Source organism: Pseudoalteromonas sp. MMG006, assembly GCF_018101025.1.
GTDB lineage: Bacteria > Pseudomonadota > Gammaproteobacteria > Enterobacterales > Alteromonadaceae > Pseudoalteromonas.
Genome location: NZ_JAGJEJ010000012.1, coordinates 40466 through 65772, shown reverse-complemented (window position 1 = coordinate 65772; position 25307 = coordinate 40466). Strand labels below are relative to the sequence as shown.

At 40.3% G+C, this 25307-nt stretch carries 19 protein-coding genes; 13 read left to right on the top strand and 6 right to left on the bottom strand.

What is annotated here, in order from left to right; translation table 11 throughout:
* Window positions 1–106: 106 nt before the first annotated feature.
* The 7 genes from ycaO (at window position 107) to folX (ending at window position 8732) form a co-directional block, all read left to right on the top strand.
* Entirely contained in the window at window positions 107–1867 is a 1761-nt protein-coding gene (gene ycaO, locus J8L73_RS12520; protein WP_211017474.1) for a 30S ribosomal protein S12 methylthiotransferase accessory factor YcaO, read from the top strand.
* A gap of 134 nt (window positions 1868–2001) precedes the next feature.
* Window positions 2002–5361, top strand: a complete 3360-nt coding sequence (locus J8L73_RS12515) for an ATP-binding protein (RefSeq protein WP_211017472.1) — start codon at window positions 2002–2004, stop codon at window positions 5359–5361.
* 43 nt (window positions 5362–5404) lie between these two features.
* Complete coding sequence (locus J8L73_RS12510) at window positions 5405–6034, top strand: YceH family protein (protein WP_211017470.1); 630 nt, start codon at window positions 5405–5407, stop codon at window positions 6032–6034.
* Between the two features lie 70 nt (window positions 6035–6104).
* On the top strand, window positions 6105–6941 hold the full coding sequence (gene nadE, locus J8L73_RS12505) for an ammonia-dependent NAD(+) synthetase (RefSeq protein WP_211001248.1): 837 nt from the start codon (window positions 6105–6107) through the stop codon (window positions 6939–6941).
* A 133-nt stretch (window positions 6942–7074) separates the two neighbouring features.
* Window positions 7075–7794 (top strand): dihydromonapterin reductase, encoded by a 720-nt coding sequence (gene folM, locus J8L73_RS12500; protein WP_211017467.1) that lies wholly within the window; start codon window positions 7075–7077, stop codon window positions 7792–7794.
* Window positions 7795–7818: 24 nt separating this feature from the next.
* Window positions 7819–8373, top strand: coding sequence for a GTP cyclohydrolase I FolE (gene folE, locus J8L73_RS12495; RefSeq protein WP_055015863.1), 555 nt, complete (start codon window positions 7819–7821; stop codon window positions 8371–8373).
* Window positions 8374–8375: 2 nt separating this feature from the next.
* Window positions 8376–8732, top strand: coding sequence for a dihydroneopterin triphosphate 2'-epimerase (folX, locus tag J8L73_RS12490; RefSeq protein ID WP_058547727.1), 357 nt, complete (start codon window positions 8376–8378; stop codon window positions 8730–8732).
* A gap of 2 nt (window positions 8733–8734) precedes the next feature.
* On the opposite strand, the gene J8L73_RS12485 is transcribed toward folX, so the two are convergent.
* Both J8L73_RS12485 and J8L73_RS12480 read right to left on the bottom strand, forming a co-directional pair.
* Entirely contained in the window at window positions 8735–9169 is a 435-nt protein-coding gene (locus J8L73_RS12485) for a YqaA family protein (protein WP_211017466.1), read from the bottom strand.
* Window positions 9170–9234: 65 nt separating this feature from the next.
* Window positions 9235–9600 (bottom strand): DUF4870 domain-containing protein, encoded by a 366-nt coding sequence (locus J8L73_RS12480; RefSeq protein ID WP_138683411.1) that lies wholly within the window; start codon window positions 9598–9600, stop codon window positions 9235–9237.
* Between the two features lie 181 nt (window positions 9601–9781).
* On the opposite strand from J8L73_RS12480, the gene J8L73_RS12475 reads away from it, so the two are divergent.
* Genes J8L73_RS12475 through J8L73_RS12460 form a run of 4 tightly spaced genes read left to right on the top strand, consistent with a single transcriptional unit; the run spans window position 9782 to window position 13512 of the window.
* Entirely contained in the window at window positions 9782–10483 is a 702-nt protein-coding gene (locus J8L73_RS12475; RefSeq protein ID WP_058547730.1) for a spondin domain-containing protein, read from the top strand.
* Window positions 10484–10494: 11 nt separating this feature from the next.
* Window positions 10495–11229, top strand: a complete 735-nt coding sequence (locus J8L73_RS12470; protein ID WP_211001251.1) for a spondin domain-containing protein — start codon at window positions 10495–10497, stop codon at window positions 11227–11229.
* Between the two features lie 58 nt (window positions 11230–11287).
* A complete protein-coding gene (locus J8L73_RS12465) occupies window positions 11288–12013 on the top strand; it encodes a response regulator transcription factor (protein ID WP_211017464.1) in 726 nt (241 codons plus the stop codon).
* Window positions 12014–12024: 11 nt separating this feature from the next.
* The gene (locus J8L73_RS12460) at window positions 12025–13512 is read left to right on the top strand and encodes a HAMP domain-containing sensor histidine kinase (protein ID WP_211017462.1); all 1488 of its coding nucleotides are present in this window, start codon (window positions 12025–12027) and stop codon (window positions 13510–13512) included.
* 49 nt (window positions 13513–13561) lie between these two features.
* On the opposite strand, the gene J8L73_RS12455 is transcribed toward J8L73_RS12460, so the two are convergent.
* On the bottom strand, window positions 13562–15754 hold the full coding sequence (locus J8L73_RS12455) for a S9 family peptidase (RefSeq protein WP_211017460.1): 2193 nt from the start codon (window positions 15752–15754) through the stop codon (window positions 13562–13564).
* A 133-nt stretch (window positions 15755–15887) separates the two neighbouring features.
* Window positions 15888–19592 carry a S8 family serine peptidase gene (locus J8L73_RS19455; RefSeq protein ID WP_211017458.1) on the bottom strand — a complete coding sequence of 1235 codons (3705 nt, stop codon included), beginning with the start codon at window positions 19590–19592 and terminating at the stop codon, window positions 15888–15890.
* Window positions 19593–19815: 223 nt separating this feature from the next.
* On the opposite strand from J8L73_RS19455, the gene J8L73_RS12445 reads away from it, so the two are divergent.
* Both J8L73_RS12445 and J8L73_RS12440 read left to right on the top strand, forming a co-directional pair.
* Window positions 19816–20286 (top strand): DUF2721 domain-containing protein, encoded by a 471-nt coding sequence (locus J8L73_RS12445; protein ID WP_211017456.1) that lies wholly within the window; start codon window positions 19816–19818, stop codon window positions 20284–20286.
* Between the two features lie 92 nt (window positions 20287–20378).
* Window positions 20379–20831, top strand: a complete 453-nt coding sequence (locus J8L73_RS12440) for a cytochrome c (protein ID WP_211017546.1) — start codon at window positions 20379–20381, stop codon at window positions 20829–20831.
* A gap of 116 nt (window positions 20832–20947) precedes the next feature.
* Here the strand turns inward: J8L73_RS12440 and J8L73_RS12435 are convergent, their stop codons facing one another.
* Both J8L73_RS12435 and J8L73_RS12430 read right to left on the bottom strand, forming a co-directional pair.
* A complete protein-coding gene (locus J8L73_RS12435) occupies window positions 20948–24103 on the bottom strand; it encodes an efflux RND transporter permease subunit (RefSeq protein ID WP_211017454.1) in 3156 nt (1051 codons plus the stop codon).
* Between the two features lie 14 nt (window positions 24104–24117).
* On the bottom strand, window positions 24118–25296 hold the full coding sequence (locus J8L73_RS12430; RefSeq protein ID WP_211017452.1) for an efflux RND transporter periplasmic adaptor subunit: 1179 nt from the start codon (window positions 25294–25296) through the stop codon (window positions 24118–24120).
* Between the last annotated feature and the right edge of the window lie 11 nt (window positions 25297–25307).

Genomic DNA, 25307 nt, shown 5'->3' with positions numbered 1-25307 from the left:
AGAGTTTTATTAAATAATAATGTTCTTGCTCGCAAAGGGTGAAATAAACATCAAAATCCACGATAATAGGCATTCCACATTTTGTGCAGATCTAGTTGAGACTTATATGACTGAAAAAACATTTATCAAAGGTAAAGACCGCGACCTAGAATCGTCAATCTCTACCATGCAAAACAAGCTAAAAGCACTAAACATCAATGTTGAAGAAGCGCTTTGGCTTAACCCTGTAGCTAACTGTTATTCAGTGCATATAAAAGACAGCGACTGCGGTGTAATGTTTACCAATGGCAAAGGCGCAACCGATAAAGCATCTATCGCTTCTGCGCTAGGTGAGTACTTTGAGCGTTTAAGCTGCAACTACTTTTTTGCCGACTTTTACCTAGGTGAAGAATTTGCCAATGGTGAGTTTACTCATTATCCAAATGAGAAATGGTTTAAAGTTGAAGGGAATGAAGTGCCAGAGGGCATTATGGATGAAAGCCTTTGGGATTACTTTGACCCAGAGCGCGAACTTAACGCATCACACCTTTTTGATTTTAACTCGGGTAATAACGAGCGCGGTATTTGTACACTGCCATACACGCGTCAGCGCGATAACAAAGACGTCTACATTCCAGTAAATGTAATTGGTAATATTTTTGTATCTAACGGCATGAGCGCAGGTAACACTAAGTTTGAAGCGCGCGTACAAGGTTTATCAGAAGTATTTGAACGCGCTATAAAAAACCGCATCATCGCTGAAGGGCTTTGTTTACCAATTGTGCCAGAGGACGTTGTTAAACAGTATCCTCAAATTCACGAAGCATGTGAAGAACTGCGCAGCCATGGTTTTCATTTACGTATTGCCGATGCATCATTAGGCGGTAAATACCCAGTAATGAGCGTAACGCTGATTAACCCTGTTGATGGTTCAGTGTTTGCTTCATTTGGTGCTCACCCTTCATTTGAAGTAGCCCTAGAACGTACCGTTACTGAATTACTGCAAGGTCGCCGCCTTGATCAGCTCGATGTTTTTCAACCTGCCACGTTTGACAACGACGAAGTCGCAACACCTGAGAACATTGAGCTGCACTTTATTGATTCAAGTGGTTTAATATCGCATGACTTTTTCCGTGCAAAGCCTGATTTTGACTTTGTACACTGGGACTTTAGCGGTACAACTGAAGAAGAATATAACTTCTGTACTGACCTAATACACAGCATGAACCACGATATCTATATCATGGATTACACGCACCTTAACGTGTATGCATGTCGAATTTTAGTACCGGGCATGTCAGATATTTACCCAGTAGATGAGCTTATTTGGCGCAACAACAACGAAGGCGCTAAATTCCGTGAAGCATTCCTATCGCTTGATCAGTACGATGCTGAGCAATGGATGGAGATTTACGACAATCTAGAAGAAGCAGGTCACAGCGATATTATTCGCGCGGCTGAATTTATTGGCTTAGCTACCGATGCCGATACACCTTGGCATACACTACGTATTGGTGAGCTTAAAGCGCACCTATGTTTAGCCGCAGGCAGCGAAGAAGCAATCGATTGGGTTGATTGGATACTGCACACAGGCCAAGTAAACGAAGAGGCCATGCGCCACTTCCGCTGCTTAAAAGCCATCCTTGAAATTAAATATGACGACGAGCGTGAATACGCCGACTACCAAGATGCACTTGGTTTAATGTTTGGCAGCGACAACGTAACACTTGCCATTGAGATTGCAGAAGGTCGTAAATTATTTAACGGTTTAACTTTCCCTGGTTTATCGCTTAACGGCTTTAAAAAGCATGCGGCGCTACTTGATGGTTACCGCAAGCTACATGTAGCTAAGCAAAACCACTGGGCACGAGACGTTGCCGATAGTTAATACTAATAGTTGAGCTAATAAAGCTAAACTACTAATTATAAAAATAAAATGGCGCTAATGTATTAGCGCCATTTTTATTTATGCAATAAATTAGCTATAGTTAAATTGCCTAAAATAAAAGCACGATGTAATTAATGTCACCACCAAAAAACAATAAAAATAAAGTTCACAACTTTAAGCGCACCTTTTGGTTATCACTTACTCTTACAGTATTAGTAAGCATTGTGCTTGATCGTATTAATTACAATCGCGTGAAAGATGCGCATCGACTACAAATCCTCTCTGAAGTAAGCACCTATCGTGCACAGCTTGAATCTATTTTGGTTTCTAATATTCAGCTAGTACGAGGTTTAGGTGTTGCTGTTGCAGCAGAGCCTGAGTTACAACAAACACGATTTGAACAAATTGCTGGGCCACTATTCAAAACCTCTAAGGAGCTTCGTAATATCGGTGGGGCTCCCAATATGATTATTCAAATGACGTACCCTTTAAAAGGTAACGAAAAAGCACTCGGCCTAAATTTTTTAGAAGCAAAAAACCAACGTGCCGATGCAATTAGGGCACGCGACACCAATACGATTGTCATGGCAGGCCCACTTAAGTTAATACAAGGCGATATTGCACTTATCGCACGCGTCCCTGTATATATACCACCTGAACATCGTTTTTGGGGATTGCTTTCTGTTGTTTTAGATATTGATAAAGTGTATGAAAACTCGGGTATCTATGAGCTTGAAAAAGAATATAACGTTGCCTTACAGGGCCGACACGGCCTTGGTAAAAAAGGTGAATTTTTTTACGGTGACCAAGATATTACACAACAAGAACCGCTTGAGTTTACTTTAAATTTTCAAGGCGGAACTTGGCAACTTTATGTTGCCCCAAAACGAGGTTGGAGCCCACCAAGCTCAGCTATATTGCCACTTCGCCTCGCCATCATAATCATATGTGGATTACTAACATGGGCATTTTTCTTCTTTTTAAAAATGCTTAACCGTCAGCAACAAAACGAAAAAATGCTTGAGGCTATGAGCGATCTTGCTCAAATAGGGGCATGGTCATTTAATTTAGATACCAAGCAAGTTTATTGGTCAGATATGACCAAAAAAATATTTAAATACCCACTCGATACGCAACCTGAATGGCCTAGTGATTTAGGTTACTTTAAAGCAGGCAAAAGCCGCGAAAAAGTAGCGATGCTAATTGAACGTGCAATAAAACAAGGGCAAAGCTATGAAGTTGAACTGGAAGTAATTAACGCTCAAGGCAAACCAATATGGGTCTTAGCCCATGGAGAGGTAGAGCAAAAAAATGGTCGAAGTATCCGTATTTTTGGCTCAATACAAAATATAGATACGCGTAAAAAGGTTGAAATCGAAAATAACCAAATTGCACTTCATAATGAAATTTTAGCTTCTTTAACGGTTAACAAGCTCATATTGAGTGGGCAGTTAAGCCAAGCAAAAGACGTAATCACTCAGGCAATTTGCCAAGCATTTGATGTAACACGTGCCAGCATTTGGTTTTTTAATGATGATAAAAGTCAATTAAGCCCTTTTGCGATACACAGCACTCTATCCTCGAGTGATAACAGCGACCCTATTTGGCTAAGAAAAAACACTAAAGATTTTTTTAACGCTATAGATCATCAAGCCGTGTTTAGCGCACCTGATGCACTTAATCACCCTATTCTAAAACCTTTGAGAGCACATTACTTAGACCCATTAAAGATTCAATCCATGTTAAGTGTGGTTATTCCAGGGGGAAGTGGTGCATTAGGCGTAGTATGTGCTGAACAATGTCAAAGCACTAAACTATGGACTCGTAATGAGGAGAGCTTTTTAATAGCCGTTGCGGCACTTATTGGTAGTCTACATTCAAGTCAAAAACGCATTGAAACAGAAGAGCAACTCGTTACAGCTAAAGATGCTGCAGTACAAGCAGTAGAAGCTAAAAGTGAATTTTTAGCGAGTATGAGTCACGAAATCCGTACCCCTATGAATGGTGTACTCGGTATGCTAAATATTATAAAGCAGACCCAACTTAATCAGCAGCAAGAGCACCACATAGAACTGGCGCAATCATCGGCTCAATCACTTTTAAATATAATTAATGATATTTTAGACTTTTCTAAAATTGAAGCCGGTAAATTAGATATTGAAAATGTACAATTTAACCTCCCCAGGCTACTAGGCGAAGTTGTTGAGTCGTTTGCATTAAAGGTAGAACAAAATAAAACTAAGCTTATTTTAGATGCAACTCAAATCACGGTAAGTGAAATAATTAGTGACCCAAATAGGTTACGCCAAATATTAAATAACCTAATCGGCAATGCCGTTAAATTTACTTTAAATGGCGAAATAATTGTAACTGCGCGCATTGAGGAAACCACAGATGCTTCGTTTTTGCAGTGCTCCGTAATTGATACAGGCATTGGCATAAAGCCTGAAAAACAAAATTCGTTATTTGACTCATTTACACAAGCTGATGCTTCAACTACTCGTCAGTTTGGCGGTACCGGACTTGGGCTGGCTATTGTTAAACAGCTTTGTGAACTCATGAATGGTGAAGTAAGCGTGACAAGTATGGTTGACGAAGGCAGTACATTTTCGTTCACCATACAAATACAACCTCGCCTGAGTAAAGAGCAAGATTTACCGAGTCACTTAATTAAAAACAAGCATATTTTAATTATTGATGAGTGCACGTTAAATGCTAATACAGCCCATAAACAACTTAATGTTTGGGGTGCAAAAGTAAAGTGCATTAACGACTACAGCCAAGTAACAGAGCACTTTAATAATCCAGACGTTAAGCTCAGTGCGGTTTTAGTTGATTACTACTTTTTTGAAAAAGCTCAGCAATCTCATATTACGTCCTTAAAAAACTTTATAAATCTGCATAACTGTAAATTGGTGATCATGGCACCTATGAGCTACTCCCAAGAAAGCTCAAAATTAGGTATGAACGTTGACTGCATGATTTTTAAACCATTAACGCCATCTGATTTATTTGACTCTCTTACCAACGATAAATTTATAGAGCAGCAACAGCGTCAAGCACAGCTACAGAACAAGTTAACAAAAGCACCTATAACCAGCTCAACAGAGCCTCAATTACTGCTTGTAGAAGACAACAAAATCAATCAAGTAGTTGCCTCTGCACTGTTAAAACAGGCAGGTGTTACTTTTGATATTGCAGAAAACGGTCTTGATGCAATAGTTAAACTTAATGCAAAACAAGGTAACCCATACACGCTTATTTTAATGGATTGCCAAATGCCTGAAATGGACGGCTATCAAGCAACAAGAGCTATTCGAGAAGGTGATGCAGGTAAGCATAATCAAGATATTACGATTATCGCTTTAACGGCTAATGCAATGCAGGGCGACAAAGAAAAATGCCTAGAAGCAGGCATGGACGACTATTTAAGTAAGCCACTTGATCTCGCTGCATTACAACCAAAACTTCAACAATGGCTTGGCACTCAATAAAGGTGTAAGCTAATTAAATAAGCTTACTAATTTGAGATTATTTATGCAGTTATCAGCAAATCAACAACGTATTCTTGGTTGCTTATTAGAAAAACAAAGCACCACACCTGAGCATTACCCGCTGTCTTTAAATGGGCTTACCAACGCGTGTAACCAAAAATCTAACCGAGATCCCGTTTTATCTCTCAGCGAAACCGACGTACAAGATGCCCTTGATGAATTAATTGAAATGCGTTTAGTTACGGTTGATGAAGGCCTTTCAGGGCGAGTAAACAAATATGATCATCGCTTTTGTAATACCGAATTTAGTAACTTACAATTCACCGAGCAACAACGTGCCATAGTGTGCTTATTGCTACTAAGGGGGGCACAAACCCCTGGCGAGTTAAGAACGCGCTGCACACGCCTAGCTGAATTTAATAATGTGAGTGAAGTTGAAAATGCACTTAAATTATTAGCCCAAGATGATTACGTCAGCAAGTTAGAACGAGAAGCAGGAAAGCGAGAAAGTCGCTATATTCACTTATTTGGCGATCAGAAAATAACGCAAGCTGTAACACCTACTCGGCTACCAAGCGAATCCGTTAGAAGCGATGAATTAAATGAACTGCTAACTGAAATAGATGAGTTAAAAGCAGAACTTCGTCAGATTAAAGCACATTTAGGGCTTTAATTACGCCTAACTAAATCACATAATATAATTAAGCTTAAAAACAAAATTATTTACCAACGAGGAGCTGGCCATGCGCGCCGAAATTATGGCTGAAATGAAAGTTCAGCCAAGTATTGATGTAAACGCTGAGATAACCCGCCGAGTTAACTTTATTAAAGCACGTTTAGTGGCCGCTCATAGTGTATCGCTAGTACTAGGTATAAGCGGTGGTGTTGACTCATCAACCTGCGGTCGCTTGTGCCAATTAGCGGTAGATGAATTAAATGCCGAGCAAAGTACCGACAAGTATCAATTTATTGCGGTGCGCTTACCTTATGGTATACAAGCCGATGAAGACGAAGCGCAAATGGCAGTCGATTTTATTAAGCCAAGCAAGCGTATGACAGTAAATGTACAGCCAGCAGCTGATGCACTGCACGACCAAGCAATCGCAGCTGTTGTAGGTAGCGGCGAAAACTTACCTGAACAAGCAAAAATCGACTTCATTAAAGGTAATGTAAAAGCACGCCAGCGCATGGTTGCTCAATACGAAATTGCTGGTTTTTGCCAAGGCTTAGTAGTGGGTACCGATCATAGTGCTGAAAACATAACTGGCTTTTACACCAAATTTGGTGATGGTGCCTGCGATTTAGCACCATTATTTGGTTTATCAAAACGCCAAGTACGTGCTCTTGCAACAGCATTGGGTGCGCCTGATTTACTCGTTACTAAAGCGCCTACCGCCGATTTAGAAAGCGACAGACCAGGCCTTACTGACGAGGAAGCGCTAGGGTTGAGCTATGAACAAATAGATGACTTTTTAGAAGGTAAAGAAGTCGCGGCAGACGTTGAACAAAAGCTTGTAGATATATACTTGCGCACACAACATAAGCGCCAAGCCATCCCTACTATTTACGACGATTTGTAAACAACGGTTAAAAGCAACTAGTGCAACTATGCATTAGTTGCTTTTTGATCGCGCTATAACTGTATTGCGTATATTGTTCCCAGTAAACGCATTCAATATTTTTAACTGCCCGCCATAGAGAATACTGCATTATATGACATCGCCTATTTTAATTACCGGCGCAGGCCAGCGCATTGGCCTCGCACTTGCCAAGCACTATTTAGCCCAAGGGCAAAGCGTTATTATTACTTATCGCACTCGTCACAAGGCTGTTGATTTATTAGAGCAACAAGGAGCTGTGTGTATTTTTGCTGACTTTAATAGCGATGCAGGCATTAGCGCATTTATAAATACACTTAAGACGCACACCAGTAGCTTGCGCGCTATGATTCATAACGCTTCAAGCTGGGACTGCGAAGCTAACAACCCAAACTTTGCCGAGCTGTTTGATAGCATGATGCGTATTCATGCTAAAACGCCTTATTTACTTAATTTAATGTGCGCTGATTTACTACTTAGCTATCAAGCAAGTAGTAACGTACCTGCAGATATTATTCACCTTACTGACTACGTTGTAGAAACTGGCAGCCCTAAACATTTAGCTTACGCCGCAAGTAAAGCGGCTTTAGATAACTTAACAAAATCGTTTAGTGCTAAATATGCGCCTAAAATAAAAGTGAACGCTGTTGCACCATCGCTCATTATTTTTAATGAGCATGACGATGAAGCGTATCGCAAAAAAACGCTTAAAAAGTCATTAATGGGTATTGAGCCCGGCTGCCAAGAAATTATTAACAGTATTGATTTATTACTGCAAAGCCACTACATAACAGGCCGCGCTTTACCTGTAGATGGCGGACGCCATTTAAAGTAAAACACACATTAAACTGAGAAACTTATGCACGACGAACTAAAACAAAGTTACCAAAATATTATTACTGCTGTAGGCGAAGATGCTAACCGTGAAGGCTTACTAGACACACCAAAACGCGCAGCAAAAGCGATGGAATATTTAACTAAAGGCTATCGTCAAACGCTTGATGAAATTACTAACAATGCGGTATTTACCTCTGATGCTGATGACATGGTGCTTGTGCAAGATATAGAGCTTTACTCTATGTGTGAACATCATTTATTGCCATTTATTGGTCGCTGCCATATTGCCTACATTCCAGATGGTAAGGTACTTGGTTTATCTAAGTTTGCGCGCATTGTTGATATGTTTGCTCGTCGCTTTCAGATTCAAGAACAGCTTACTCACCAAATAGCTAAAGCAGTGGAAGAAGTAACAGGTGCAAAAGGCGTGGGTGTTATTGTTGAAGCTAAACACATGTGTATGATGATGCGCGGTGTAGAAAAGCAAAATTCGAGTATGCGTACCTCTGTAATGCTAGGTAACTTTAGATCAGACTCTAAAACGCGTAACGAGTTTTTACAGCTTATTAAGGGTTAATTATGGCTAACGCAATTATAAACGTAACTAACTTACGCTTGCGTACATTTATTGGCTTTAACCCTGATGAACGTGAAAAAAAGCAAGACGTGGTCATCAACCTTGAGATTCACTACCCTGCTGACGATGCGTGTAAAACGGATGAAGTAGAGCAAGCACTTAACTATAAAGTGATTACCAAAGAGGTAATCAACTTAGTAGAGCAAGGGCACTTTTTACTACTTGAAAAGCTCGTTGCGGAGATACTTGCTGTTTGCCACAAACATCCAAGCGTGCATTATGCCAAAGCACGTGTAGATAAACCGCATGCACTGCGTTTTGCCGATTCGGTGTCACTTACGCTTGATTGGGTAAAATAACATTAAATTATTTTATTTATACCTATGGCCAGGGCAATAACCGCTAAGTAGCGTGCGCCTTTGCCAAGTGTAACTAATATTAAAAACACACTAAAACGTACTTTAAATATCCCACCAATCACGGTGAGCGGGTCGCCTACTATGGGGAGCCATGCAAACAACAAACTATACACACCGTATCTATTAAATTGATTTTGCGCATTTTCAAGCCCCTTGGCCGATACCGGAAACCACTTTTTATTTTTAAAGCGTAATACTTGCGTACCCAACCAATAATTTATACAACTGCCTAATACATTACCAAACGTGGCCGCTAACCATAATAACCATAGGTTTGCCTTTGCTTGAGTAATCATTGTTATTAAAACAACTTCAGAGGAGCTTGGTAATAAAGTGGCCGATATAAATGCACTAATAAATAAAGTTAAATACAGCATAATGCCCTTAGGCTAAACCTAAAAACCCAGCTTATAGCTGGGCTTGCAGAATAATAACTAAAGATTTATTTTATCAAATTTAAGCTAAACGGGTAGTTAAACTCCCTACCTTCATTGGCTTTAATACTTGCTAAAACAACCATAATAAAAGAAAAAATAGCCACTAAAGGTAACAAAACCAAGCCTATTACGGCAAATACTAGTAAAAAACATACAAAGTAAGCAATAGCCATAGTAATTTGAAAGTTAAGTGATTTTTTACCGTGTATATCTACAATTGGCATTTCATCTTTTTTAATAAGCCATATTACTAATGGCCCCAGTATAGAGCCGAACGGGATCACAAACCCAGCTACGGCACTTAAATGACAGAGCATAGCCCATGTTCTATCATCTTTATTGATTGGTTCAACCTGTTGATTTTCTTGCATTACGCTCTCCTTTTTATTTTATCTATACTGCCTTTTTATTCGCTATGTGTCTACAAATTAGCCTATATAAGGCTAAATATCACAACGCAAAATGCTGTGATAAAAAAGTGATAACTTCGTGAGAGTTTCTTGAGGTGGTTATTTAATACTTAACCTGAATCATCACTTACAGGAAATAACAATGAAAGCTTCAGCATTTACAATTGCAACCCTTCTAGCAGTAGCTAGCCAATCAACTATGGCAGCAGAGCTAGACGTTAAAATTACAAACCTTACAAAAGGCCTTTACTTTACGCCGGTACTAATTACAGCGCACGACAGCGAAGACAAATTATTCGAAGTAGCGACCGAAGCCTCTTCTGCATTGCAAGCAATGGCTGAAGGCGGCGATATTTCAGCACTTGTTACTCAGGCATCAGCATCAAGTAGCGATATTGCAGAAAACCCAGCAGCTGGCTTATTAGCCCCTGCGGCGTCAGCAACAGCAGAATTAACAACGACCGATGGCAACGAATACCTATCTGTAACCGCTATGCTACTTCCAACGAACGATGGCTTCGTAGGTCTTGATAGCTGGAAAGTTCCTACTGAAGCGGGTACTTATACTGTTTACCTAAATGGCTATGATGCAGGTACAGAAGCAAATAACGAGCTTGTTGTAGAAGGCTCTGGCGCACCGGGTGTTTTAGGTATTCCAGCAGCACCAGGTGCTGATGCAGGTACTGCGGGTACAGGTGTCACAATGGGCGATACAAATACGATGGTGCACATTCACCCTGGTAGTTTAGGCGATGACGACCTAGAAGGTGGTAATAGTGATTTAAGTAACACTGTACACAGATGGTTAAACCCAGTTGCAAAATTAACTGTGACGGTTAAATAGGAGAGTTAATTATGTCATCTCTTTCTAATTTCAAAAAAAGTGCGCTTGTTTTAATGTTAGCCGGCTCATTAGCTGCGTGTGGCGATAACGATAATAACGACCCTATTGAAGATCAAGAACCTGTCGTTGTTGTTGAGCCAGAACCAGTAGTTTATGAGTTTACTATTACCTTTAGTAACCTAACAGCCGGTCAGCCCCTATCGCCATTATCTGTTATTGCGTTTGATGATACCGCGCCATGGCAATTTGGTGAATCGGCTTCTGTCGGTTTAGAAATGATTGCAGAAAGCGGCGCTAATGAAGAATACCTTAGCGACGAAAATGCACTTGCTGCAGTATCAGCTGAAGGCGCCATTGGTCCTGGAGAAACAACCTCTGTAACTATCTCTGTAGATGCACAAGATGTTCTTAATTTATCTTTTGCTGCAATGCTTGGGAATACAAATGACGCTTTTACCGGTCTTAGTTCTGTAGATGTATCAGCATTGGAAGTAGGCAGTTCAATATCAAGAACAACCGCTGCTTACGATGCAGGTACGGAAGCAAATACAGAAACGGCTGACACTGTGCCTGGTCCCGCCGCTGGCGGCGAAGGATTTAACGAAATACGCGACGATATTGCCGATATGATCACAATGCATCCAGGTATTGTGTCTAATCAAGATGGCTTATCAACCTCAGCACTTGGTGCTGAACTGAAGTTTGATAACCCAGTATCAAAAATCGTGATCACTCGTACACAGTAAAACAGCTTGTAATGGGGAAGTGAGGTGACATGGACGTCCCCTTTTTACGAGGTTGATCATGCGACACGAAAAATTATTGGTAGTAGAAGACGACAGAGAAATAGGGCAATTAATCACAACACAGCTTGCTTCATTAAATTTGCACGTAGATCATGTTGTAAGCGCTGAACTCGCACTAAAAAAAATAGCAAAACAACCTTACGGGCTTATTTTACTTGATATCAACCTACCACAAATGGACGGGTTAAGCCTATGCCGTAAAATAAAAGAACATTACCCCACTATTTCAGTTATTTTACTGACAGCCCTTAGCAGCGATATGGACCGTGTAATTGGTCTTGAAATGGGCGCTGATGATTATATTTGTAAACCCTTTTTTGCACGCGAATTACAGGCCAGGGTAAAAACCCAACTACGCCACAGAGCACAACTACTTGCCATTCAAAATAACGATAATGACCCCACACACAATGAGCAAACACTAAACGTAGGATCGCTAAATATTGAATTTAGCTCACACCAAGTTTATTTGGACGAACAAGCCCTCAACCTAACCGCCACTGAATTTGATTTGCTTGTGTATTTTGCTCGCCATCCAAACCATGTTTTTAGTCGCCAGCAACTGCTCGATAAAGTGTGGGGGTATCAACACACCGGATACGAGCACACCGTTAACTCACATATAAATAGGCTACGCGCAAAGCTTGAGCAGCATCACCAAGCACCCATTATCGAAACAGTTTGGGGGGTTGGCTACAAACTCAACCCAAGCCAACTCACTTAAGAGCTTTAACAATGAAACTATCTTTATATAAAAAATTAGCAGTGTCGTTAGTTGTTATATTTTGCTTTATTTGCGCATTAGTTTACAGCTGGAGCAAACAACTGGAGCTCACCTCAAAACATCATGCTGAGCAAAACTTACATTTGGCGCTTGCCGAGCACTTAGTACAAGATAATCCACTAATAAAAGAAGGGGTGTACGACTACAAAGCACTCGAAAACCTTTTTCATACCTTAATGCTATTAGGCCCCGCATTTGAATTTTATTTTGTAGATGATAACGGCAAAATTCTTACTTACTCAGCAGAGCCTGGCAAAGTTAAACGTACTCATATTAATTTAGCACCCTTAAAAAAGCTGATTAATAACCCAGATGCAGCGCCAATTTATGGTGATAATCCACGAAATAAAGAGCAGCAAAAAATATTTTCAGTCGCCCCTGTGTTTAATAACGATAAGCTGCAAGGATACTTATATGTAATTATTGGGGGCGAAGCTTACGACACGTCTTTAAGCACCATTAAAAATAATGACAAGCTATGGCTAGCTGCTTTATGGCTTGGATCTGCACTTGCATTTTTACTCATTGCAATGCTTATTTTACTGCGTTTTTTTACCAATCCTATTCAACGATTGGCCCGTGATGTAAGTAATATTGAAGCCGCTAATTATAGCCTTACAGACACAAAGCTTAGTAACTACTCAACGCAAAAAAGTAACGAAGTACATAGTTTAGGGCGCAGTATTCAAGCTATGCTTACTCGTATTAATGAGCAATTTAAAGCACTAGAGCAAGGCGACAAGCAGCGCAAAGTTTTATTAACACATTTATCTCACGACTTACGTACCCCCCTTGCCTCACTGCAAGGTTTTTTAGAGGTATTAAATCAGTCAAAAGATAAGTTGAGCCCTCAAGAACAGCAAGAGTACTTACAGGTATCACTTAATAATTGCGGACAGCTTAAATTACTCATAGAGCAAATATTTGAACTTGCGCACTTAGAAAATGGCGAAATAAACATACATAAAGAAACATTTAATTTAGGTGAACTCATTTACGACTGCATTGCTAAGTTTAGTATTACCGCCGAAAAGAAAGGGCTTAACTTATCTGTAGAGCCTGCTATATGCGATTTCCCTGTAGTAGCAGATATAGCAAAATTAGAGCGAGTATTGAGTAACTTAATAGATAATGCCATTAGGCATACCCATCGTGGAGGCAACATTGGCATACATGTAAAACGCAGTGACGATAATCAACTATTTGTGCATGTATCAGATACTGGCGTAGGTATAAAAGAAGATGAGCTGAATGCTATTTTTGATCCCCATTATCAAGCAAGTAATTCTAATAAAGAGGGACGCCAGCAAGGTGGTTTAGGACTGGCTATTTGCAGAGGATTATTAAAGCTTATGGATAGCGAAATATACGTGCAAAGTGAAATTGGCAAAGGCACTATGTTTAGCTTTAATTTACCACAAAAAAAGGTGCTTTCTTAAAAAGCACCTTTTAATGAGTTTAATCTACTGGCGTTAAATAGAAGATCAATTACTTTTTAATACCCGCTAAATCAAGCATAAATGCATAGTTTAGCGCGGTATCTTCTAAGCGCTTAAAGCGGCCAGAAGCACCACCGTGCCCTGCTTCCATATCTATTTTAAACAGTAGCTTATTGTCATCTGTTTTGTAATCACGCAGCTTAGCAACCCATTTAGCTGGCTCGAAGTATTGAACTTGTGAGTCATGCAAACCGGTTGTAACTAACATATTTGGATATGCTTGTTTGGATACTTGGTCGTATGGCGAATACGAAAGCATATAGTCGTAATACTCTTTTTCATTTGGATTACCCCACTCTCCATACTCATTGGTAGTAAGTGGAATACTCGCATCAAGCATGGTGGTAACTACATCAACAAACGGTACAGCGGCAACCATGCCTTTATAAAGCTCAGGTGCTTGGTTTGCTACCGCGCCCATTAATAAGCCACCAGCACTGCCGCCGTAAGCAAATATTTCATCTTTAGCGCCATAACCTTGTGCAACTAATGATTTAGTTACATCAACAAAGTCGTTAAAGGTATTCTTTTTAGTGAGTAATTTGCCATCTTCATACCAAGGGCGGCCTAACATTTGCGAGCCACGTACATGGGCAATAGCATATACAAAACCACGGTCTAACAAACTTAAACGTGAGCTAGAAAAAGTAGGATCCATAGTGGCGCCATACGAGCCATAACCGTATTGCAGTAATGGGTTAGTGCCATCTTTTTTAAATGCATCTTTTCGGTAAACTAAGCTTACCGGAACTTTTATATCATCGCGAGCCGTTACAAAAATACGTTCAGACGCATAATTATCAGCATTAAAGTCACCTAATACAGTTTGCTGTTTAAGAAGCGTTTTATCACCCGTTTTAAGGTTAATATCGTAAGACGTACCTGGTGTAGTCATACTTGTGTAGTAAACACGTAATGTGTCACTGTCTATATCGTTGTTACCATAAGCTGCAATTGTATAAGCACTATCATTAAAACTAAGCGGCAGCTCTTTACCCGTTGTTAAATGACGAGCAATCAACTTAGACTGCCCCATTTCTCGCTCTTGATAAACTAGGTAGTCTTTAAATAAATCAATACCTTCTAATTTCACTTCTTCGCGTGGCGCTATCACTGTTTGCCAGTTGGCTTTATCATGCGCTTTATCAACGTCTACTTTCATAAGCTGGAAGTTAACGGCATTTAGATTAGTGACAATGTAATACGTATTACCTAACTTAGAAATGCTGTATTCAAGGTCTGCTTCTCGCTCAATAAAACGCTTAGGCATCGCATTTATATCGTCTGCGTTTAACACTGACATACCTGAAGCCGCAGTACTGCTGTGCCAAATATAAATTTCAGTGCCGTCTTTGCTTTTACTAATTCCAGTGTAATAACTGGTGTCAGTTTCTTCGTAAACTAGTTCATCATCGCTTTGAGGCGTACCTAGCGTATGGCGATAAACTTGATAGCCAAGTAAAGTTTGTAAATCTTTTTTTATATAATAGACCGTTTTATTATCGTTTGCCCAAATAACGCCACCATTCGTTCCCTCAAGTGTGTCTTCGAGCAACTTACCTGTGTTTAAGTCTTTTATTTTTATTGTGTAAACTCGTCGGCTAACAGTATCTTCCCCATAGGCCATTAAATTGCCATTAGTGCTTACAGATAAACCACTTACATTATAATAGTCATGGCCTTTAGCTAGCTCATTTACGTCTAAAATGACTTCTTGATCAGCACCGTTAAAGTCGCTACTACGAAGGTATGTTGCATACTCATTATCACCACGTGTTTGTGTTGAGTAAAAATAGTCCCCCCTTTTTACTGGTACTGAGTCATCATCTTTTTGAATACGCCCTTTTAGCTCTTCAAATAATTCACTTTGGAGTGTTTTAGTATGTGCAAGCATGGTATCTGTGTAGATATTTTCAGCCTCAAGGTAACTTATAACTTCTGGCGCTTTGCGCTCGTCATCACGTAGCCAGTAGTAATCATCAATACGCGTGTCGCCATGAATAGTCATTTCGTGAGGTACTTTTTTAGCGATAGGCGCCACTGCATTAACTGTTTTTGGTGCTTGCTGTGTTTGCATAGTATTGGTTGTTGAAGTATCGGTAGATGTACCTTGTGGTGCTTTGTCACACCCAGCTAAAACAGCTAGTGATAATGCGGCTAGTGTGAATGAAGAACGGAACATTTATAAATCTCAGTCGTTGTTATTATTGGTAATATTAAATATACCTAATTATAAAGCACGGTGTGATTTAGTTTGTGAAGCTATGTAAAAAGGGAGCCGAAGCTCCCTTTAAAATAACTAATTAGTTATTTAATTACTTTTGTTTACGACGACGCATAAATGCAAACGGCGCTACTAGCAATGTAAGCCAAGCTAGTGAACCAGACGAACCATTACTTTCAGGCTCTGTTGGTGTTACTGGCTGAGGATCTGCAATTGTATCGTTAACCACTATTGATACTGTTGTTTCTTCAGCGCTTGTACCTGATGCTTCACGCACTGTGTATGTAAAGCTATCTTCACCTGAGAACTGTGCATTTGGCGTGTAGTCGATAGTGCCATCTTCATTGATCGTTGTTGAACCATTTGCAGGTGCAGATACAACTTCAACAGTCGATGCTACAAGACTTCCCTTAACTCTTACACCCTTATGCGCAGAAAACTCCGCATTTTCTGTTTCTGATGAAGCCACCGCATCAAATACAAAGCGAGATTCAGCCATATCGTTAGCTAACACATTGATATTAACAGTTTGCTCTTCATCAACTTCCACTGAGTCTGCAGTCGTGTAATGGCTACGATCCTTTGCAAAAGCTTGGTACTGAATATCAACAGTTCCGCCTTTAATCTGTTCAACTAAGTAACCACCACCAATATCAGTTCCTGTAGGCACTGTGTCCAACATTGCACCTACATTCCCATCAGCTGATTCTACACCCGCAGAGAACGGAGTTGGTAAAGTAGGTACGTCAATGTAGTTAATACGAACTTCATCTGTTCCTTCGTTTAAGATTACTTGGAACGTGTACTTATCGCCAGTAGCGCTATTCCAAAGCTCAACATCATGCCACTCAACTACTACATAGCCACTCTCAAATTTAGCAACATAGATATCGCCGCCGCCAGTAGTACCGCCAGCTAAGTCGAAGTCAGCCCATAGTGGAGCAATTACACCACTTGGAGCTTCGGAATTTGGCATTGCTTGAGGAGCATATGAACCAGCTGTATTTATATCTGAGCCAACGGCTATAAAGCCATTATCTGAGATTGTAAATGCTGAGTACTCTTTACCATCAAAAATAAAGTCAGCTTCTACGGTAATCGTTATCTCATCACATCCATCAGGGCAAGATTGTGGTTCAAAACCTTCGTCTGCAAGTGAGAATGTACCTAAAAATTCATCGCTATTAATAGCAAATTCTTTCGGCCCAAGTGTACCAGTCCAAGTCAACTCTTTATTGTTTTCACTGAATGTTACTTCACCAGCACCATTAGTTACGTCAACTACAGGTTCAGCACCTGTCAGTAACTCTGCATTTTCATCCAGCTTCACATTTATTGATAGCTCGTCAGTAAATAGAGTGTTGTTAAATTGCACACCTACTTTAGCTGGAGTAGAGGAATTTAAAGAATCTGCATCTACTGTCGCACTGAATACACTGCTATTGGTCGCTTCGTTATCATAAATGGCAAACGGTAAATGCGCGACTTGTCCTGTCTCAGTATGAGTCCATACCACATGACCAAAGTTCCAGCCTTTGACATCATTAAACGTTGAATCAATATCAAGGTTAAACTCAGCTACATCAGTACTTGTTTCTGTACCTTCTGCATCTGCTGAAGTAGAACCATGCGCGCCAAGCATAACTGTGCTAGGAGAAACTGTAATTTCAGCGCCTTCCATATCGGTTACTACTTTTGCAGTCCACTCGCCAGCAACATCAGTCATATTTTGAACTGTGTTAGAGAAGCTACAAACGCTTAAACAACTCGGGTCAGCGTAAGAGCCGTGGTCAAATGTAAGTGCAGCATCTAATGCACTAGGCATATCCAGTCGGCCAGCACCTACATCGAAGGCATCAGCTTTAGTAACTAAATCTTCTTTATGTAAGCCATCCATTTTAGATGAGCTCATAAGTGCTGTTTTGATTTGTATCGCATTCCACTCTGGGTGAGCTTGTTTCATCAATGCTGCTGCACCGGCAACATGCGGGCTAGCCATACTTGTACCCGTAATCGCATTAAAGGTAATGCCATTTCCCTCATCTGGCGAGTACGCTGAAAGAATATCTGTACCTGGCGCCGCAATATCAGGTTTTAAGAAGCTAGGCTCGCCATTAGGTCCACGCGAGCTTGAAGAATTTACTGCATCAGTAAATTTCTCTTGAATCGTTCTTTTAACACTTGGATCGAGAGAAGCAATAATCGGCTCTTCAGCATCAGTTAAAAGATCAACTAAGCTTAAACCATCTTCTTTGCTCACCGATGAGGCTGGGATTGTAGCATCATCCATAGACATGCCCATTGCACCGCCTGCAACATTATTGTGGATAATTACCGCTGTTGCACCGGCTTTCTCTGCGTTTGCTGCTTTAGTTGAAAATGCACAGCTACCACGAGAAATTAGTGCTACAGAATCTGCAAACGATACGTCTTCAGCAAACTCTTCACACCCTTCAAAGTTATCAGGGGCAATCACTTGCGCAGAAATGATAGGCAATGAAATAGGATCAGTTAATAAACCATTACTTCCTTCTATGCTTAAATACGTTTCGCCAGCAACTTCAATTTGCTGAGAGAAAAAACGTCCAGTTTGCGTATTCGCGACTGTTAAGCCAGATTCTATACAACTAGGGCAACCAATCGTTTGTGGACCATTACCATCATTACCTGCAGCAGTTACAACTACCACACCCGCTTCTTCAGCGGCGGTAAATAAATCACTGTATGCACTGCTTGAAGGATTGCCACCTGCGCCGCCACCCCAAGAGTTATTTATAACATCGGCACCATCTTTAATCGCAGCTTCTAAAGCTGACATCAATGCAACTGTTGTACCACTACCATTTCCATCCGCTGTATGCCAAAGCGCCTTATAAGCCATTAACTGCGCTGCAGGTGCTACGCCTGAAATTGATACGTTATTCTCTTGGTACGTAATTTCAATAGGGTTACCAACAGCAGTACCTGCTACGTGAGTACCGTGACCATCATAGCCTAAAGGAGAACCAATATATTCATCAGGGTGCACATCACTAGGGGTTGGACCAAATGCACGCGCTACAATTAGTTTGTTATTACAAAAATCAGCTTCGCCGCCGTCAATACGACAGTAATCAGGGTTTTCTGCAATGTAAGCAGCTTCTTCTTCGCTAAATTCTGCAGCAGCAAAACCAATATCTGAAAACATAGGGTTTTCTGGGCGAATACCCGAGTCAATAATAGCAACCTTAACACCTTTACCTGCTTCAGATTGACCACCTAAGGCCTGCCATGCTTCTACACCTTTGATCACATCAATAGAGGCATCCATTAAGGTGTGGTACTCGGTATCTAAAAATACTTTTTTAACGCCTGAAAGTTTAGAAAGCGCTTCGCGTTGACCTTGTTCGCCCTCAATAACAATACCGTTAAACAACGTGCTAAATGAATGTGATACAGAACCACCACTTACTGATGCTGCAACTTGTGCTACGCTTTTTTGTTTTGCTTTTAAGTAGCTGCTATATTTTAAGGCGGGTGCTGAAGATAGCTTAACTTTACTATCGCCGGTTACAGCTGCTGACGTTGCTTCAAGCCCTACAATACCACCTTTGTAAGTGGCTAGCGGCTCATCTTCAAGCTGAATGATATAGCGTGCTTTAGTAGAAATAGTTTTATCTTGAGAGTACGTTTTTACACTTGATGTTTCTGGCACGTAACCTTTTGATAAGTCAGGTGCGGCAACAGCACTGTATGACATCATTGCTAAACCAATAGCCGATGAAAGAGCGGTTCTTTTCATTGTTATATGAGACATTATTTCCCCTGGGATAAGTTTTATATTATTGTATTTACTCAATTCAATGTAATTAGAATTGTGAATTTAATATAAATCCTAGACATACAAACTAGCAACAGCTTGGTTACATTACGACTAACAAAAAACTAAAAAAAAACTCAAACCATTGTTAATTAAACACTTTAGCAAAATTAACTTTGTAAACCACTGTAAACCAAACCCTAAATTCTCTGGAAAATGAATGAGCAATGACGTAATTAACATTTTAACTATGGCTAAAGTAATACAAACAGCTGTAGCTCCTGTCTTTTTAATAACCGGTATTGCAGCCACTTTAGGGGTCTTATCTAATCGTTTGGCACGCATAACAGACCGAGCTCGCCAGCTTGAACGCAAATTAAAAATCAGTATTGATGAAGACTTTAATAAATCTCTCGCCACTGAGCTACGTGCACTTTTAAAACGCTCACGTTGTATCCATATAGCTTTTAGTTTAAGTGTATTAAGCGCTCTGCTGGTTTGTGCTGTGGTAATGCTATTATTTTTATCACATATTCAATCTGTTAATTTAGGAGTTACTATTGCTAGCTGTTTTGTAGCTGCAATGGCATTACTAATATGCGCTTTTATGTCGCTACTTGGGGAGGTGTTTCTAGCAACCCGAAGTATGCGCCGAGGAATGATATTTGCCGATATAGACATAAACGACTAACTTTTAGTTGATTTTGTCTTATTAGCTTGAATAAAAGCAGTAGCTAAGATACAAAAGCAATAGTCGAGACATAATTAACAGGGATTCCAATGATTAAATTAAAACAAGTTTTAGCAGGGGTTGCTTTAGCAACATGTACACTTAGCGTATCAGCAAATTCTGCATTTAAAGAGCCAAGTGACGCGATTGAATACCGTCAAGCTGCGTTCTCAATGATTTCAGTACAAATTGGTAACATGGGCGCTATGCTAAAAGGCAAAGTACCTTTTGACGCAGAGCAATTTAAAAAGCGTGCTAACAACGCAGCTGCACTTTCAAAAATGCCATGGGAAGCGTTTTATGAAGGCACAGATAAAGGCGACACAGCTGCACTTGCTGCTGTTTGGGCTGAAAATGCAACCTTCGTTGAAAAAGCGAATGCTTTTGCAGCAAATGCAGATAAGCTAGCGTTAGCTGCTCAATCAGGCGATAAAGCTGTAATCGGTAAAGCTTTTGGTGCATGGGCTAAAGGCTGTAAAGATTGCCATAAACAATTTAAAGATTAATTATTATTGTTTTAGCTGCTTGATGAAGTAACAATAAGTAATAAAAAAGCACGGAACGGTTAACCGTTCCGTGCTTTTTTGTATCTATTTTTGAAATACATATATTACTTATTAAACTAAACCTTAACTGGGCTGCGTTTAAATATACGCTTAATAAGCCCCGACAAGCGCTTAAACAAGTTACCAACATCGCTTAATATGATATACAAACATGGTACCAATATAAGCGTTATTAATGTTGCAAACATCACTGCAAAACCAAGCGCTACCGCCATAGGTATTACAAACTTAGCCTGCAGGCTTGTTTCAAACATAATGGGCAATACGCCTGCAAATGTAGTGATTGAAGTAAGTAATATAGGTCTGAATCGAGCACAACCGGCATCTATTACAGCATTTTTAATACTAACACCTGCTTTACGGGCTTGATTCACATAATCGGTCATAACGAGTGAGTCGTTTATAACCACCCCAGCTGCAGCAATAATACCAAAGCCTGACATTAAAGTTATATCCAAACCAAACCAGTAATGCCCCCATATTGCTCCCGTTAAGCTAAATGGAATCACCGACATAACAATAAGTGGTTGCGCATAACTCTTAAGGGGTACGGCTAATAAGATATACACCAAAATCATGCCGCCGAAGAAAAACATCTTCTGCTGATTAGCTTGATCTTGTTGCTCTTCAATGGCGCCACCAAGTTCAGACTTAACACCTGGGTACTCTTCTTTAAGCTGTGGTAGTAATTTTTCTTTAATTTGATCTACAACTTCGTTTGGCTCAATCACTTCCTCATCAATGTTGCCATAAACATACACTGTACGATAGCCCCCTTCGCGGCGGATATAACTAATACCTGGTGTTTCTGTTAGCTCTACTACATCACCAAGAAGCACTTCTCGACCTTGCGGGGTAGTAACAACCGCATGCTTAAGTGACGAAAATGCCTCTCGAGTCAGTTTAGGGTAACGCACCATTACACGTACTTCCTCGCCTCGGCGAATAACACGTTGAGCCTCACCACCGTAAAAGCTTGCCCCAACTTGATTTGCAATAGAAGCTAAGTCTAAACCTAAATCGTAAGCGACAGGTTTTAGGCTCATTTGCACTTCTTTACTTGCAGGATCTATTGTTGAGCTAATATCAAACAAACCTTCTTGCTGTTGCAGCAACTCTATAAAACGACGTCCTGCATTATTTAATGTATCAATATCAGAGCCATATAATAAATAACCAAATTCGCCGTCACTCCCCCCTCCATTTACATCATCATAAATGGTTAATGATTTAACACCGGCAATATCAGGCATGGCTTCGCGCCAACGGCGTGATAATTCAAATGCGTTATAAGGCCGTACACTTTCATCAACAAGAGGTACAAGCACTTGTGCTTCAGTTCGGCCTTGGTTATAGACTAAAATATCTCTTATGAGCTTTTGACCATATTTGCGCTCGGTATCTTCATCAATCGCAATCACCATCGCCTCTATTTCACGAATAGCATTTATTGTTTGTATGTCAGATACATTGTCATTCATTTCTAGATTTATTTGTGGGTAGTCATGCGGAATTTTTGGCATAAACCCAGTACGAACTTGATTTGATGAGATCAAAGCAAAGGTTACGATCAATAGGGCAATAAATGAAAATAACACTGACCAACGCCATTCAACACAACGTATAACAAAGCGCTTATATGGGCCATTTACAAAACCAAAAAATCGCGTATTAAACCGATCTCGCCAGCCACCCTCTTTTATTGGTGAAAAATGAGTGTGAGCAATATGGGCTGGCAGTATCAACTTTGATTCAATCAAACTAAATACTAAACACAACATTACCACCACGGCTATACCATAAAAGAAGGCACTTTCTGGGCCTGTAGATAACGTAAACGGAGCAAATACTGCAATGGTCGTTAGTACACCAAAAGTTGCAGGGGTTGCTACGCGTTTTGCGCCATTAACCACATTAACAACACCACCGCCTTTTTTTTCTATTTCGGTGTAGGCACTTTCGCCTATGACAATGGCGTCGTCCACCACAATCCCTAGCACCATAATAAAGGCAAAAAGTGATAAAATATTAATGGTTACACCAAACAATGGCATCATCATCATTGCGCCCAAAAAGCACACTGGCAAACCAATCATCACCCATAATGCCAACTTAAAGCGTAAAAAGATTGATAACATAATTGCAACCAAAATAGCGCCCTGAATGAGGTTTGTAACCATCATATCCAAGCGGGCATTTAAGTAATACGTAAAATCCATTAGTGGCTCTAAACGAACCCCCAGTGGTAGCTCTTTGTTTTTTAATTCTATAAATGCTTTTACTGAATCAGCAACTGGGATAATACTTTGCTCTTCAGTCGCTTTTACCGATATATAAACTGCATTTTCACCATTGAATTTAAAGTAACGCTCACCTTCAGTGAACTGATCTTTAATCACGGCAATATCTTGCAGTAACACTTTAGCGCCATTAGCCCCTATTTTTACCGGTATTTGTCTAAATTCTTCACCAGAGTAAAATTGGTTTTCTACTCGAACAGAAATAACACCTGCGTCTGTTTTTAGCTGCCCCGCCGAAAAGTTAGCTGAGTAACGACGCACTGCATTCATTACATCACTAAGCGTTAGGTTATATTGACGCAGCGTATCGGGTTCGATTTCAATTGCTATTTCATCAAGAGGAACATCGTTTACCACTAACGACACGTTAGATAGCTGTAGTAACTCATCTTCTATTTGGTTTGCTATAGGCTTAAGCTCAGTTAGCGGTAAGTCAGCAACGAGCGTCATACCTATAACATCTTGCCTAAACTCAACTTGACTTATGGTGACCGGTTCCATACCGGCTGGAAACGTTGCTATACCATCAACCCGTAATTTAACTTTATCGAGTATATCGGTCAGCTCTACATCAGTATTAATTTCAAGACTTGCTGTACCGCCATTTCTAAATGCCCTGTACACGCCTTTTTTAATTTCGGTCACATCTTTTAGCGACTCTTCAATTTTTATAAGTATGCTTTCTTCTATTTCTTGTGGTGAAGCGCCAGGATAGTTAGCTTCAATATTAATGTAGTTAATTTCTACATTAGGGAACATTTGGCGTTGGATATTTAGAAAGCTAATAATCCCCATCACCACAATAAAAATCATCATTAGGTTGGCAGCAACGGAGTTATTGGCAAAATAAGCAATAATACCGGTTTGTTTTTCAGCGTTAGACGCTGTATTTGGTAGTTCAGTGTTACTCATAACTCAGCCTACCTTTATAATTTTTCAGTGGAAGCATTTTCAAGTGCCTCTGTTTTTTTAGTATCTTGAAGGCCCGCAATTTTTACAGCCATACCTTTTTGCGGATACTCTGGCAACGTAATCACCAGCTTGTCATTAGCTTGCAAACCATCACTGATGTAAAAGTACTCACCCTCTTCACGAATAACTGTAACTTTGCGCGGCTCAAGTTGCTGCTCTTCATTAACGATCCATACGGTTTTGTTATTAACTAACTCTTGCGGTAAGCGGTAAATATTATTAAGCGTAGCCCCAGCAAAATTAACTTGTACGTAGCTGCCAAACTTAATAGCAGGTTGTTTTGTTTTTAAACCATATGGGTCTTCAATACGCACAACTAAGCTGCTCATACGTGTAGCGCTATCTACAATTCCTAAATCACGGTCTATTATCCCTTCGCGCGTAAAGCTGTTTAGCCCTTTTTGAATCACGGTAGCGGTAATGCCTTTAATACGCTCTGGTAAAAACACGCTATCGAACCCTGCAATAGGAATGATCACTTCAGCGGTTTCAATATTATTTAATTCAGCAACTTGTGAGCCCATAGTAACAAACTGACCAACACCTACATTACGGCTAACCACTAAAGCATCGTATGGCGCTGTCACTTCACAATTATCTAAATCACGTTGCGCACGCTTTAAAGCTGCTTGCGCCGATTTAACTGCAGCTTGAGCACTTAACACTTGCGGCTTACGTAAAAATAAATCGGTACGCGCTTTACTAGGAAAACGCTTTGCTTCGTCTTCGGCTACCTGAGCCTGAGCCTGCTCTTCAATAAGTGCAGCCTGTGCTCGAGCAACATCAGCCTCAGCAACAAGTACTGCAGCTTCATAGTTATCTTTTTCTATAGTGAATAATGTTTCACCACGAGCAACCACACCACCGGCAACAAAGTTAGGGTGCCAACTTAATACTTCACCCGACACTTGCGCCGAAAGTTGTGTATTCTCAAGCGGCTTTATCTCACCATAGCTATTTATAATTACTTGGTGATCGTTTGCTGCTACAGGCTCAACTTGCACCGTAGGGCGCGTATCTACCGCCTTTTTTTGCTCTGGTTCTTGCGCTATAGCATTAACACCCATAAAGCCAACAATACCTATGGCCAGCGCTACAAATGGGAAAACCCATCTAAGTGAATTTGTTTGCATATCCTATTATC